This is a genomic window from Aurantiacibacter sp. MUD61 (assembly GCF_027912455.1).
Taxonomy (GTDB): Bacteria; Pseudomonadota; Alphaproteobacteria; order Sphingomonadales; family Sphingomonadaceae; genus Alteraurantiacibacter.
Genome location: NZ_CP115446.1, coordinates 71,114 through 83,559 on the forward strand (window position 1 = coordinate 71,114; position 12,446 = coordinate 83,559).

The following is a 12,446-nucleotide window of genomic DNA, read 5'->3' on the forward strand; positions in this document are numbered from 1 at the left end:
GATCAATCGTCCGCTTGTGCAGCCATGCTCGCATCGGCATCGGCCACCCATGCGCGCACTTCGGCGAGCATCGCATCGAGCGCTGCCCGATCATGCAAGCGGCCACCGAAGAACACCGCTTCGATCTCTCTCGTATTGCCAATGTCCGCGAGCGGATCGGCGCGCAGCAGGATCAAATCGGCCATGCGTCCCTCCGACACGCCGCCAAAATCGCTTTCGCGCCCCAGATAGGCCGCAGGCACACTCGTCGCAGCGCGCAGGGCATCCATCGGGCTCAGCCCTGCGGCGACCAGATGGCGCAATTCGTCATGCAGGCTGAAACCGGGGAACACCATCGTGTCATTGGCATCGGTCCCCGCCATGATCTGCACGCCTGCCGCATGGGCAAGGCCCGTGGTGCGCAGGCCGAGATTGAAGAAATCTTCCAGATCACTCCGGATCGGACCGAGACGTTCTGCTGTGCGATCCATGTCCTGGAACCAGAAGCGCTGCTGCATCGCCATGATGTAATCAAAGCGCGGATCATTGCGGTAATCTTCGTCACCTGCACGGTAATCCATCTCGCGCGTCAGATGGGTTGGCACGTAATAGGTGCCGTTCGCCCGCATGGCTTCGATTTGCCCGGCGCAAATAGTTTCATCAAAGGTGTCGCGTGATCGAGCCGCCATCTCCATGCGATTGGGGAAGCTTTCCCTTTCGCCCGACAATGCTGCGAGCACGCCAGCGCGGAATTCGCTGCCATAGGTCGAGCAATCGAGCGGCAAGTCACGTGCATGCTCGATCGATGTCATGCCCATGTTCGCGACATCGGCAACACTGAGATAGGGCGGCACATGGCCCCCGAAGCGCATGTCCTGCTCTGTGGCGACTCGCGCGAAGGTGGCGAAGGCTTCGGGCCGAAATTCGTCACCTGTCTTCAGGAAATCCGCCCCGCGTTCCTGCATGAAAGCGATTGTGACTTCGGCATCTTCCGCTGAGATCGGGCGATATGCCGCCTGCACAGCGTTGGCATCGTCGGGACGATTGCTGTCGATCTTGCTGCTGGAAAGCTCGAGCATGCGTGGCCCCACGATTTCGCCGGCCACGATCTGCGCATGCGCGTCACGCATTTCGCCGATACACATGGCGATACCTTCGGGATCGACGCAATCGCTACCCATTTCGCGCACGCCGGTGACGCCGTTGGCGAGCATCAGGGTCAGCGACGGCTGGTGTACCGGGCGGAAGCTGGTGTGCGCATGCATGTCCATCAGGCCGGGAATCAGATAGCGCCCCTCACCTTCGGTCACCTGCTCGGCCACGCGTCCGGAGCTACCGCTATCAGCGATCTCCACGATCCGTCCGTCGAGAATGTAGACGTCCTGCACCGGTGTGCTGGTCCGGCCGTCCGGATCGATCACGGTCACATTGCGAATAAGCATGTCCGCCGATTGAGCCATCGCAACATTGGCTGGCACGCTGGCGCAGGCCGCGAACGAAAGGGTGGCGATACTCGCCAAAAGGATACGCATGAATTCTCCCTGATTTTCGTCCCGTGTATTGCTGATATATAACACTAAATCAGGATGCAAGCTCTCGCTTGCTTTTACAGGCGATGGCAATACACCGGCGCTCATGGCTGAAACCGATCTCCAGGATGCTGACCTCGACACGCCCGTGCAGGGCGAAGGGGAGCAGTTTGACGAGGAAAATCGGCTCAAGCCCGAGTTTGTTCGGCAAGTGCGCGCGTCGCTTCGCGATGATAATGAAGACAGCACTTACGATCTTGTCGAACCGCTGCACCCCGCTGATATTGCTGACCTTTTCGAGCTGGTAGAGCGTGATGAGCGCGCGACGCTGGCCGCTGCCATCACCGACCTGATGAGCAGCGAGGTGATCGCCGAGCTTAACGATTACGTGCGCGAAGACATGCTCGAGGATCTCGATCCCGAAGCTGTCGCTGAAATCGTCGAATTGCTCGATACCGATGACGCCGTCCAGCTCATTGAAGACCTCGACGATGCCGATCAGCGCGCCATTCTGGCAGAGGTCGAGGCGGAAGACCGCACCGCAATCGAGGCCGCCCTCGCCTATCCGGAGGAAACTGCCGGCCGCCTGATGCAGCGCGAGCTGATTGCCGTACCGGACAGTATGACCGTGGGCGATCTCATCGATTACCTGCGTAGCAACGATGATCTGCCGACCGAGTTCTGGGAAATCTTCGTCGTCGATCATCGCTACCATCCGATCGGCTCGTGCCAATTGAGCTGGATCATGCGGACCCCGCGCGACATCGCGCTGACCGATGTGATGAAGCGCGATCAAACGCTAATCCCAGTCGATATGGATCAGGAAGAAGTCGCACTACGCTTCCAGAAATATGCGCTGATTTCCGCCGCCGTCGTCGATGATGACGGCCGCCTGGTTGGCCAGATGACGGTCGACGATATCGTCCACATCATCTCCGAAGAAGCGGGCGAGGATGCGCTGCTGATGTCGGGTGCAGGTGAAGGCGATATCAACGAGCCGCTGCGCGAAGCCTACTCAGCCCGTGTGCGCTGGCTGATCGCCAATCTCGGCACCGCCGTTGTCGCCAGCGCGATCATCGCTGCCTTTGGCGCGGCGATCGAGGAATTGGTGGCGCTCGCCGTGCTGATGCCGATTGTTGCCAGCATTGGCGGTAATGCTGGCACGCAGACGATGGCTGTGACCGTGCGCGCCATCGCGATGAACCAGCTTACCCGCTCCAATACCAAGCGGCTCGTCCTGCGCGAGTTAAAAGTGGCATTGATGAACGGCGCGACTATCGCGGTGCTGATCGGGATCGCCACGGCGGTCATCTTTACCCCGCAGCTGGGCGGAGTGATCGCGGCGGCGATGATCGTGAACATTATCGTATCGGGAATGGCCGGCGTGCTGGTGCCGGTGGCGTTCGACCGGCTGGATCAGGATCCGGCGGTCGCCTCCAGCGTCTTCGTGACGATGATAACCGATTCCATGGGTTTCTTCGCTTTCCTCGGCCTGGCGGTGGCGAGCGGTCTAGTTTCGATGTGATCCTGCAGGGAGTATCAGGGTGACCAATAAGTACGAAGCCTCCATGAATTTCGATGTGGAGATGGTGCGCGACTTTCTCGAACAGCTTGAGGATGAGCTTGAGCTAGGCCTCGAAATTGATGAGCTGTGCGATTTTACCGAGAATACAGAAGTCGAAGACGAACGTCAGCGCACTTACGATATCGAGTTTCGCGGCGATGATGCCAGCATGACCTATGTCGTCTTCATGGATGATATCGACGCCCCCGATATCGCCTTTTTCGTTTCCGACCCGGAGCTCGCGGACGAAATCAACCAGCAGATGGAAGCTTTTGCCGAGAAGCACGGGCTCTGATCGCCGGAGCCGGTCTGCCGATCACTTCCGAAGCTGTGATCAGTCCACGCGCACCGCCGTGCTTTCCCTGCCATCCTGAGTAAATACCGCACCGGTAATTTCTCCATCCTCTTGGGTGAAGACTATCTCGCCATTCACCGAAGTCAGGAAGAATTCCAGCGGCGCGCGCGGATATATTCGCAGGGGAGCCTGTCCGGTCAATGCCGCTTCCAGCCCGCCAGTGATGCGCGTCACCGTCAATTCCAGTCCGGGGGCGAAACGATAGGTGCCCACGACCCTGTCGAGCTGCGCGTCCGTCAGTTCGACCTCTTCGCGCACCACGGTTTCGGGTGCCTCGGGCACAGGCCCTGCTTCCGACAGCGGCGCCCCGACGAGAAAATGCAGGGCAATGTCCTGCGTCGAAGGTTCTATGGCGCTATTGGTCAAAACGACTACGCCCTGCCCGCTCTCTTCCTGCAGTGCGACATGTGCCCGGAAACCGCCCGTACCGCCACCATGCATCACGACAACGCCGCTGGGTGCCGGAACGACCATCCAGCCAAGTCCCGAGCGATATCCCGGTGCCTGCCTGAGATCTGACATCGTCAACAGCATGGCCGGTGCCAACGGCGAGGACGGATCCATAGCTGCGGCCGCAAATTTGAGCATGTCGGCAGGTGTCGAGCGCAGTGCGCCCGCCCCGGTGAGGACGCCCAAGTCCCAAGCTAGCGTTTCGCGGTTATACTCGTCTCGTCCGGTGGCAAAGCGCGATTGCTGGTCTGCCGTGAGCACAATGCCGGTGTCGCCCATATCCAGTGGATCGAGAATGCGGTTGCGCAACAGCACCTCGAGATCGCTTCCACCGGCGCGCTCCAAGGCATAGCCAAGGAGACCGAAGCCCAGATTGGAATAGGCATATTCGCTTCCCGGTGCGCGTTCCGGTTCATAGCTGGCCAGGAATGCCAGAAGATCTTCTTCGCCATAGTCGGCATACGGATTGCGGATGTCCGAAAATTCCAGGTTGGAAGGCAATCGCGGCAGGCCGGATTCGTGCCGGGCAAGGTGGCGCAGCGTTATCGGCTGGCCTTCGAAGGTCCCGATCGTCGCACCGTCGGGCAGATAATCCGACACGGGGTCGTCCAGCGAAACGAGGCCGTCATTTGCCATGTCGGCCAGCAGGAGCGCGACAAACACTTTGGTGATGGAACCGATCTCGAAAACCGTATCGGCATCGAATGCCCCGTCCGGCGAAGGCCCTTGGGAAACGACCCGCGTACCGTCCGGTGTGATCGCACCCACTACGATGCCGGTGCCGGGGCGATGCATCAGACGTTCCGTCAAGATGCTGGCGATGTCCGCATCCGCAGGAATATCCCACTCTTCGGGCAATTGCGGGGTCGCTGCGGCGGCTTCGCGCTCCGGTCGCTCGGCGGCAACCAGAGTGAGCGCAAGCGACTGGCCGGCCTGGGTCCACAAGCCAATCCAGCTTTCGGTGGCGGTGTCCCACTCCGCCCGGTAGCGCCCGCCCACCGCCGGGACTGTGAATGACAGGGTCGTGTCGGTCGCTTCAACATCTTCCAGCGGAATGTCGAATGCGTTCTGGCTCGGGCTGTCGAGCGTGCCCGATAGCGTCCCGTCATCCTGTCGTTCGATGTTGACGCCGAGCGGTAGCTGGACCGTGCCGGCATCGAGCGTTCCTTCCCAATACCCCTGCACATCCTGCGCCTGGGCCGGCGCGGCGATGACGATAGCTGCGCTGGCGGCGATAGCACTGGCAATCCGATGCATGGCAGGAACTCCTTGTAATTGCGTGCCCCATCATACCGGGGATGGGGGATGCCGCAACCCGGGCTTGAGCGCGTGGAAAGTGCTACCATCTATCATCCATGCCGCTGCACCTGACCAAGATCGCCTTTGGCGCGAAGAGCTTTGCCGATATCGAGCAATGGTATGCCGGGCGCAGCAGCCCGCATTTGACCACGCGTTATCGCCCGACGAAATGGGAAGAATGCATCGGCGGATCGCTGTTCTGGATTCACGAGCACAATATCGTCGCCCGGTCGCAAATCCTCGGCTTCTCGCAAACCGACAATGGCCGCTGGCGGATCGAGTTGGAGCCGCGCCTTGTCAAAGTCATGCCGCGCCCCAAGCGCGCGCATCAAGGCTGGCGCTACCTCAAAGGCGAACCTCCGCGCGATCTGGAGGATGGTGAGGATGTCGGCGATATCATTCCGGGCAAGCTCGCCGGAAAGCTTCAGCGGCTCGGTCTGATCTAGATTCTCGGAACTCGCCTCTGTCGGAAGGCGTTGATCGAGAAAGGAGAAAATTCATGCCCGAACGCCAGAAAATCCACTCAGACAACGAACTTATCGAAGAAATGCAGGAAGGCGCGACGCCGTCACAAGGCAGCCGCTCCGGCGGCGAAGTCAATCGCCGCGTCGGAACGCGAGGCGAACTCAACCGCGCGACCGATCCTGAGCACAATGAGTCCGTCGTCGGAAGCGACAATCCTGCGGAAGACGCGAAGAAGGGCCCCAAGACCCAGTCCGCCATCGCGCGCGAGGCTCGCGACGACAGCTAGGCCGCGGCCTCATCCAGAATACCCCATATGGTGCATTGTTGGCGGGCCTGAGCGACCGTAACCGCATTGGCGCATCGCTACCGATGCACCAACAGGGGATCATCATGAAATTCATCGTCACGCTGGCAGCTTCTGCCGCAATCTTTGCCCTGCCTGCGACAGCCGCAGCGCAGGGCCTTCCTTCCATGCCGCGCATTAATGCACCGTCGCTCGATGTGTCGGATCGCGAAATTTCGCAGTTCATCGAGCTTGCCCTCCAGATAGAAACGATCCTGGAGGACGGCACACTCGATGATGTGGCCATGCGCGCCGCCATCGACACGCTGATCGCCGAGTCCGATTTCGAGGCCGAACGCTTCATGGCGATTGCCGAGATCGTGGCGGACAACCGGCTGCTTCGCCGCCGCCTGCCCTCTGAAGTCCTGGCTTACCTGACCGAAGACTGATCGAAGCTCGCAAGATCAATCTTTGTCGAAGGCGCTGCGTGTCGACCCCGCGCAGCGCCTTCATACTTCGTCAGTCGATGGCAACCGGCTGGTCGGGGCACATCAGGGTCAGTACCTCTTCATCGAAATCATAAGTGATGCTGGCGCAGTGGCCGATTGTGTCCATGCCCAGATACATCCGCTGACGCGGAATATCGCCGGTATTGGCGGTCACAACGATTTCGTCCGGATCGCCTTCCGGCGGCGGGCCTTCATCGATGCCTTCGGAATTGCCGTGATCGCTGACTCGAACGGCGATATTGCGCACCTCCAGCTCGCCTAGCATCAGCGGATCGCGGAGGGTGAGTGATCGGACGGGCCGCTCCACGCCATAGAGGATCGGAATTGCGCGCGGCTCCCCGGAAAAATATCCGCGATAATCGTCGGCGAGAATGCGGCCACCTGTCGCGGTGATTAGGGTTTCTGGCCGGTCGAAGCTGAAAGCGACGTGGATTGGCACGCCGCCCTCTTCGAGCACTGTGCCGACAAGGCTGCGGCCCAAGCGCTCCAGCGGGAAACTATGCGCACGATCTTCAGGTGTTTGCTCGCGCAGCGTCAGCACGACGCGCTCTTGCGGGAAATGGCCGGGCGCTACGGTCCCATCGGCGCCTTCGACGAACTGTCGCTCGCTGTAGGCCGTACGCCGCCGGAATGTGCCGCCCTGCATGTGATAGCGCACAGTATCGGTCTGGAACGGCAATTCGGTCGATCCGATGACATACATGAAACGGAACATGCTCGGTTCGAGCCCAAGCCGCTCGGCCACGTCGCCATTCACCGTCACGGCGGAAACCGCATCGGGCGCGATAATGATCCGGACCGGCTGGTCGTTGATAATTACTTCGACCGGCTCGCCTGCCTGTGCACGAAGTTCGACATCATCGAGATCGACGCGTTGGGCATGGGCGGCATCGGGCATCGCGGCGAAAACCACCACAAGTGCAGTGGCAGCCAATAGTGTCTTTTGCATTGATACTCCGATCGTCCTGAGGTCCCAGCAGCTGCAAAGCGCAGCCACGCTGAATGCCAAGTGTATCGGCTAGTCTTCCGAGTCAGCCAGCCACCAAGCGAGCAGAGTGTGCGCAATGGCTTCTTTAGGCGGCGCGTAGAAACTGCGCGATTCCCCGCCTTTGCTCATCGCTTCTGTGACTTCTTCTCGGGAGAACCAGCGCACATCCTCCATCTCGGTCTCGTCGATCGTCAGTTCGTGATTATCAGCCCTGCCGTGGCAGCCGATCATCAATTGCGAAGGGAATGGCCAGGGCTGGCTGGCGACATAGCGCACATCGCTGACCGTCACGCCCGCCTCTTCGAATGTCTCGCGAGAGACGGCTTCTTCCAGGCTTTCCCCCGGTTCGACGAAGCCTGCGAGCGCAGAATAGCTGCCCTCCGGCCAGCCGTGGCCACGGCCGAGAAGCACATCGCCTTCATGCTCGACCAGCATGATCGCGACGGGATCGGTGCGCGGGAAATGCGGAGCGCCGCAGCCGCCGTCGTCCTTTACGCAATTGCGCTGCCAGCCGCCCTTGGCGAGCACCGTAGGTTTGCCGCAATTGGCGCAGAAGCGGTGGCGTGCATGCCAATCGACAAGACTGCGCGCGCCGGCATAGATCGCCAGATCGCGCGACCGCAATTGCATAAGCATGGAGCGGTTGGCGCGCTGTTCATAGGCCTGCCGTGTATCGCCCTCTTCCGCCACTTTGGCAAAAATCGGCGCGCCATCCTTCAGGCCAAGATAGACAAGCTCTGCTCGCTCACAGTCCGCATCCAGAGGCACGAACACCAGCGCATTCTCCTTCATCACCGGCATCAACCCGTCGAGCGCCAGCAAGCGAGCATCCGGATTGGCCAGCGCCGCAGCAAGCCGCTCCGGATCGGCGCGTGTGTGATCGTCACGGTCCATGCCGTGGCCGGTAAGCGCTGGTTTAATTTTGTCGCTCATTGCGAAACGAGTGCGATAGCATCCTGCAGCGCGGTTCGGGTGAATTCGGATTGCAGCGGCAATTGCTCGGCGGGCATATATTGCGTCATCATCGTCATGCGCAGGCCCAGCCCCATGTGGACCAGCCCCGCCGTGCCCGCTGCGCCGTACCAGCCATAAAGCCCCGCATTATCGCCGGTGCCGACAAGCCCACCAGCACCGAAACCGAAGGTCAGCGCGCCATTGCTGAAGCGGCCATTACTGGCGAGGGTATCGGGGAAGAGGTCACTGGTGCCGAGGCGAACCGCGTCCTCGCTCATCACGCGTACCCCGTCGATTTCACCAAGCCCTGCGAGCATTTGCAGGAAACGATCATAATCGCGCGCGGTCGAGACCAGCCCTGCCCCGCCGAAGGGGAAAGGCGGCTCATCGAGATAGACCGTGCTGTTCGGCATATCGACCGGCATCGGCATCCCGCCGAGCAGGAAGTAGTTCGCCGTCATGCGGCCTGTATCGCTCGGCGAAATCGAAAAGCCGGTGTCCGGCATGCCAACGGGGTCAAAGATGCGCCGCTGGAGGAAGGCATCGAATGCCTCACCCGTTACGACTTCGATCACCCGGCCGAGCAGATCCAAGCTGACTGAATAGCTCCAGCGCGTGCCCGGCTGCAGCGCGAGCGGCAGTTCGGAGAGATTGTCGGCGAACTCCTCAAGGCTCGGTGCGGGCTGTCCACCCAGCAAGTCCTGCGCCATCGGCAGGCGGCTTGAAAGCGAAGGCACGATCCCTGCGCGCCCGTAGGCGGCACGCAAAGGCCCCTGCTGTACAATGGTATAGCCGAGGCCCGCTGTGTGCGTGAGCAGGTGGCGGATCGTGATCGGCCGCGCCGCCGGTTCCAGATTGTTGGCAGTGATCGGCCCGTCATAGGTCTTCTGCACCTGCATGTTCCGGAAACCCGGCAGGATTTCATACAGCGGCTGGTCGAGTTCGAGCAGGCCGTCATCGATGCACATCATCACTGCCATCCCGGTGATCGGCTTGGTCATCGAATAGATGCGATAAAGCGTATCGGGGCCGACCGCCCCGCCACCATCGAAGCTGCGGTTGCCGCGCGTGATGACATCGGCAGCGCCTTCGCCAAACCCCATGCTGGCGACGATGCCGGAGAACACGCCGCGCTGCATGTAGCGATCGACCATGGAGGCGACCTGCGGCCAGCGCGTCGTGGCGTCCGCCGATTGCGCGAAGGCGAGATTACCAATCGGCAGCGTGCTTGCCGCCGCACCTGCTCCAAGAGTAACGCCGGAACGCATCGCAGCGCGGCGGGAAATCGGCAGGTTCAAGGTTTCATGAAGCATTGGGGGACATTCTCCGATTGTGCTTTGAAAGCGGGTGTAGCAGCGCAAGAAAACACGGCAAGCTTGCGAGCGGCTAGTGTATTACCTATATAAAACACATGTTCAATATTATTGCATTCCTGATCGGCCTGTTGTCGCTGGTCCTCGTCATTCCCGGCCTGATTCCGGGCCTTGGTATCGCCAATTGGATTGCCCTACCATTTATCGTGGTGGGAATTGTGATCGGCCAGCTTTCGCGCAGCAATTCGGGGCGGAACTTCTGCTTCGTGATCCTCGTGATCGCCGCGATCCGGCTGACGCTGGGCGGCGGCTGGCTCTAATCGCTGTTGGCCAGCACAAGCCGAGCGGCTTTGGCGAATAGCGTCGGCAGTCCTGCGTCTTCGATCTGATCGATCGGCCACCACTCGCCTTCGCCCTTGGGGGAAGGATTTGCGCCCGCATGCTGCGCGATACCGAGTTCAAGGTCGAAATGTGTGAAAGAGTGGCGCACCACGCCCGCCGCTTTCCACGCCCCTGAAATAGGAGCATCCTCGCTCCCGTCGGTCCGCGCTGACCAGCCATCGTCCGGCAGCGCGCGCATCCCGCCCAGCATTCCCTTGCCCGCTCGGGTCACGAGCCAGACTTTTTCTTCGCGCTCTATCCAGAAAGCTGTCCCCGTGCGGCTCGGTTTCGCCTTTTTCGGAGCCTTGACCGGCAAGCGCAGCGGATCGCCGCTCTTGCGCGCTTCGCATTCGGTATGCAGCGGGCACAGCAGACACCGCGCATCGCGCGCCGTGCAGATCGTCGCCCCCAGATCCATCATCGCCTGCGCAAAATCGCCCGCTCGCTCATCCGGGGTGATCTCATCCGCCCGCGAACGGATAGCCTTTCGCGCGCCGGGAAGCGGCTCTTCAATCGCGAACAGGCGCGCGACCACCCGCTCGACATTGGCATCGACCACAACTGCGCGCTCGCCAAAGGCAATCGCGGCGACGGCGGCTGCTGTGTAATCGCCGAGGCCCGGCAGCTTTTTCAGCTCCGCCTCGGTCTGCGGAAAGCCGCCCATCTCGGCAACGGCGCGCGCGCATTTCACCAGATTGCGCGCGCGAGAGTAATAACCCAGCCCCGCCCAGGCCGCCATCACGTCCTCTTCGGGCGCAGCAGCGAGTGCGTCCACCGTCGGCCAAATTGCGGTAAATTTCGCGAAGTACGGCGCGACGGCCGCCACAGTCGTTTGCTGCAACATGACTTCGGACAGCCACACGCGATAAGGATTGGGTCGCGGCGAACCGGGCGGCGCGCGCCACGGCAGATCGCGCGCGTGATCGTCATACCAGTCCAAAAGGCGTGAAGAGATGGTGGCAGTCACGCCGCGCCTATGGCATGGGAGGGCTTCTCATGGAACGCGACGATAAATCGAAATCGGGGAAGACCGCCCCGGATGCTGCGAAGGCCGCCAAGGCAAGCCCCCGCAAAAAGGCTAAGCCATATCAGCGCCCGCGCGGTGGCCCGGCAAAGCAGGTATCCGATCTTGTCCCGCAGATCGGCCGCGCGGCCTTTCGCCGCTTCGGCTTCGTGCAAAGCTCTGTCGTCACCCGCTGGCCCGAAATCGTCGGGCCGCATCATGCAAAAGTGTGCACACCCGAAAGCATCCGCTTCCCGCCCGGCGAGAAATCGGACGGGATCATGCAACTCGTCGTGCTGCCCGCCCATGCGCCGCTGATCCAGCATGTGATCCCGGAGATTATCGAGCGGGTGAACCGGTTTTTCGGCTACAAGGCCGTAGCCAAGGTCAAGATCCGGCAAGGCACGGTTAAGACGCCTGCTGCTGGAGAAGGCCGCAAGGCTACGCCCTCGCTCAAGCCCATTCCGATGGACCTTGGCGAAGGCTTGCGCGACATCGGTGACCCGGAGTTGCGCGCCGTGCTGGAATCACTCGCCCAAAGCGTGGCGAACAAGGAGGATGATACGAAATGACGAGCTGGACACTTTCTGGCTTAGCTCTTGCTGCATCGACGGCGCTGGCATTCAGCGCCACGCCCGCTGCCGCACAGCATTGGAACGGCACGGTAGAAGAAACCGCACAGGGCTTTCGCCTCGGCGATCCCGACGCGCCGCTCCAGCTGATCGAATTCGTCAGCTACACATGCCCTCACTGCGCCCACTTCGAAGAAGAGAGCGAGGCAGAGCTGCGCTATCTCTACATCCACGAGGGCTACGCCGCACTGGAAGTACGCCATTTGATCCGCAATATCGCCGATGTCGCCGCCGCCCTGGTGACCGAATGCGGCGAAACCGATCAGTTCTTCGTCAATCACCGGATCATGATGCACGAACAGGACAATTGGCTTGCCCGCGCGCGCGAACTCACCCCCGGGCAGCAGGCGCGGTGGAATTCAGGAACGATCGGATCGCGTATGCGCGCCATCGCCAGCGATCTGGGATTTTATGAGATGATGGAGCCGCAGGGCTACACCGTTTCAGATCTGGACCAGTGCCTGTCGGATGAAGCCCGCGCTGACCAACTCGTGGCCGCTTCAGGCGCGAATGCTGCCGAATATGGCGTGCAGGGAACACCCAGTTTCGTGCTCAACGGCACGCTGCTTCCCGGAGTTCACAGCTGGCCGCAACTGAGCCAGGTGCTGCTTTCGGAGCGGGAAAATATGTCAGAGGGCACCGAATAAGGGGAAAACCCTGTGCAAAAGCGCCTTTTCCGGACCCCCGGCGCTTTTCGCTCACGCTCTCATCTGTCTACCTTCGGGGTTCGTTTTTCGACGGG

At 61.1% G+C, this 12,446-nt stretch carries 14 protein-coding genes; 8 read left to right on the plus strand and 6 right to left on the minus strand.

What is annotated here, in order from left to right; all coding sequences use genetic code 11:
- Positions 1-2: 2 nt before the first annotated feature.
- Complete coding sequence (locus O2N64_RS00360) at positions 3-1,511, minus strand: amidohydrolase family protein (RefSeq protein WP_271078325.1); 1,509 nt, start codon at positions 1,509-1,511, stop codon at positions 3-5.
- A gap of 103 nt (positions 1,512-1,614) precedes the next feature.
- Here O2N64_RS00360 and mgtE point away from each other — a divergent pair, with 103 nt between their 5' ends.
- A complete protein-coding gene (mgtE, locus tag O2N64_RS00365) occupies positions 1,615-3,033 on the plus strand; it encodes a magnesium transporter (RefSeq protein ID WP_271078326.1) in 1,419 nt (472 codons plus the stop codon).
- A 19-nt stretch (positions 3,034-3,052) separates the two neighbouring features.
- The gene (locus O2N64_RS00370) at positions 3,053-3,367 is read left to right on the plus strand and encodes a hypothetical protein (protein WP_271078327.1); all 315 of its coding nucleotides are present in this window, start codon (positions 3,053-3,055) and stop codon (positions 3,365-3,367) included.
- 39 nt (positions 3,368-3,406) lie between these two features.
- Here O2N64_RS00370 and O2N64_RS00375 read toward each other — a convergent pair whose 3' ends face one another.
- The gene (locus tag O2N64_RS00375; protein WP_271078328.1) at positions 3,407-5,134 is read right to left on the minus strand and encodes a serine hydrolase; all 1,728 of its coding nucleotides are present in this window, start codon (positions 5,132-5,134) and stop codon (positions 3,407-3,409) included.
- Positions 5,135-5,232: 98 nt separating this feature from the next.
- Between O2N64_RS00375 and O2N64_RS00380 the strand changes: the two genes are divergently transcribed.
- From O2N64_RS00380 to O2N64_RS00390, 3 genes are all read left to right on the plus strand, one after another.
- Positions 5,233-5,622 carry a DUF1489 family protein gene (locus tag O2N64_RS00380; protein WP_271078329.1) on the plus strand — a complete coding sequence of 130 codons (390 nt, stop codon included), beginning with the start codon at positions 5,233-5,235 and terminating at the stop codon, positions 5,620-5,622.
- A gap of 53 nt (positions 5,623-5,675) precedes the next feature.
- Entirely contained in the window at positions 5,676-5,927 is a 252-nt protein-coding gene (locus O2N64_RS00385; protein WP_271078330.1) for a hypothetical protein, read from the plus strand.
- Between the two features lie 104 nt (positions 5,928-6,031).
- Positions 6,032-6,373, plus strand: coding sequence for a hypothetical protein (locus tag O2N64_RS00390; protein WP_271078331.1), 342 nt, complete (start codon positions 6,032-6,034; stop codon positions 6,371-6,373).
- A 70-nt stretch (positions 6,374-6,443) separates the two neighbouring features.
- Here O2N64_RS00390 and O2N64_RS00395 read toward each other — a convergent pair whose 3' ends face one another.
- The 3 genes from O2N64_RS00395 to O2N64_RS00405 all read right to left on the minus strand — a co-directional run bounded on the left by O2N64_RS00395 (position 6,444) and on the right by O2N64_RS00405 (position 9,688).
- Positions 6,444-7,382 carry a hypothetical protein gene (locus O2N64_RS00395; RefSeq protein ID WP_271078332.1) on the minus strand — a complete coding sequence of 313 codons (939 nt, stop codon included), beginning with the start codon at positions 7,380-7,382 and terminating at the stop codon, positions 6,444-6,446.
- Between the two features lie 69 nt (positions 7,383-7,451).
- The gene (gene nudC, locus O2N64_RS00400; RefSeq protein ID WP_271078333.1) at positions 7,452-8,354 is read right to left on the minus strand and encodes an NAD(+) diphosphatase; all 903 of its coding nucleotides are present in this window, start codon (positions 8,352-8,354) and stop codon (positions 7,452-7,454) included.
- Positions 8,351-9,688 (minus strand): serine hydrolase domain-containing protein, encoded by a 1,338-nt coding sequence (locus tag O2N64_RS00405; RefSeq protein WP_271078334.1) that lies wholly within the window; start codon positions 9,686-9,688, stop codon positions 8,351-8,353. Before O2N64_RS00405 ends, nudC begins: the two co-directional genes overlap by 4 nt.
- Positions 9,689-9,786: 98 nt before the next feature.
- Here O2N64_RS00405 and O2N64_RS00410 point away from each other — a divergent pair, with 98 nt between their 5' ends.
- Complete coding sequence (locus O2N64_RS00410) at positions 9,787-10,008, plus strand: hypothetical protein (RefSeq protein WP_271078335.1); 222 nt, start codon at positions 9,787-9,789, stop codon at positions 10,006-10,008.
- Here O2N64_RS00410 and mutY read toward each other — a convergent pair.
- Positions 10,005-11,036, minus strand: coding sequence for an A/G-specific adenine glycosylase (mutY, locus tag O2N64_RS00415; RefSeq protein WP_271078336.1), 1,032 nt, complete (start codon positions 11,034-11,036; stop codon positions 10,005-10,007). The genes O2N64_RS00410 and mutY overlap by 4 nt on opposite strands.
- Positions 11,037-11,065: 29 nt before the next feature.
- On the opposite strand from mutY, the gene O2N64_RS00420 reads away from it, so the two are divergent.
- Positions 11,066-11,644, plus strand: coding sequence for a DUF721 domain-containing protein (locus O2N64_RS00420; protein ID WP_271078337.1), 579 nt, complete (start codon positions 11,066-11,068; stop codon positions 11,642-11,644).
- Entirely contained in the window at positions 11,641-12,351 is a 711-nt protein-coding gene (locus O2N64_RS00425; protein WP_271078338.1) for a DsbA family protein, read from the plus strand. The genes O2N64_RS00420 and O2N64_RS00425 overlap by 4 nt, the downstream gene beginning before the upstream one ends.
- Positions 12,352-12,446 lie beyond the last annotated feature (95 nt).

Excerpts from the sequence above, each read along its gene's own strand:
- O2N64_RS00420 (WP_271078337.1), top strand. The coding sequence starts at position 11,066 with ATGGAACGCGACGATAAATCGAAATCGGGGAAGACCGCCCCGGATGCT.
- O2N64_RS00425 (WP_271078338.1), top strand. The coding sequence starts at position 11,641 with ATGACGAGCTGGACACTTTCTGGCTTAGCTCTTGCTGCATCGACGGCG.
- O2N64_RS00375 (WP_271078328.1), bottom strand. The coding sequence starts at position 5,134 with ATGCATCGGATTGCCAGTGCTATCGCCGCCAGCGCAGCTATCGTCATC.
- O2N64_RS00380 (WP_271078329.1), top strand. The coding sequence starts at position 5,233 with ATGCCGCTGCACCTGACCAAGATCGCCTTTGGCGCGAAGAGCTTTGCC.
- O2N64_RS00410 (WP_271078335.1), top strand. The coding sequence starts at position 9,787 with ATGTTCAATATTATTGCATTCCTGATCGGCCTGTTGTCGCTGGTCCTC.
- O2N64_RS00395 (WP_271078332.1), bottom strand. The coding sequence starts at position 7,382 with ATGCAAAAGACACTATTGGCTGCCACTGCACTTGTGGTGGTTTTCGCC.
- O2N64_RS00390 (WP_271078331.1), top strand. The coding sequence starts at position 6,032 with ATGAAATTCATCGTCACGCTGGCAGCTTCTGCCGCAATCTTTGCCCTG.
- nudC (WP_271078333.1), bottom strand. The coding sequence starts at position 8,354 with ATGAGCGACAAAATTAAACCAGCGCTTACCGGCCACGGCATGGACCGT.
- mgtE (WP_271078326.1), top strand. The coding sequence starts at position 1,615 with ATGGCTGAAACCGATCTCCAGGATGCTGACCTCGACACGCCCGTGCAG.
- O2N64_RS00360 (WP_271078325.1), bottom strand. The coding sequence starts at position 1,511 with ATGCGTATCCTTTTGGCGAGTATCGCCACCCTTTCGTTCGCGGCCTGC.
- O2N64_RS00405 (WP_271078334.1), bottom strand. The coding sequence starts at position 9,688 with ATGCTTCATGAAACCTTGAACCTGCCGATTTCCCGCCGCGCTGCGATG.
- O2N64_RS00385 (WP_271078330.1), top strand. The coding sequence starts at position 5,676 with ATGCCCGAACGCCAGAAAATCCACTCAGACAACGAACTTATCGAAGAA.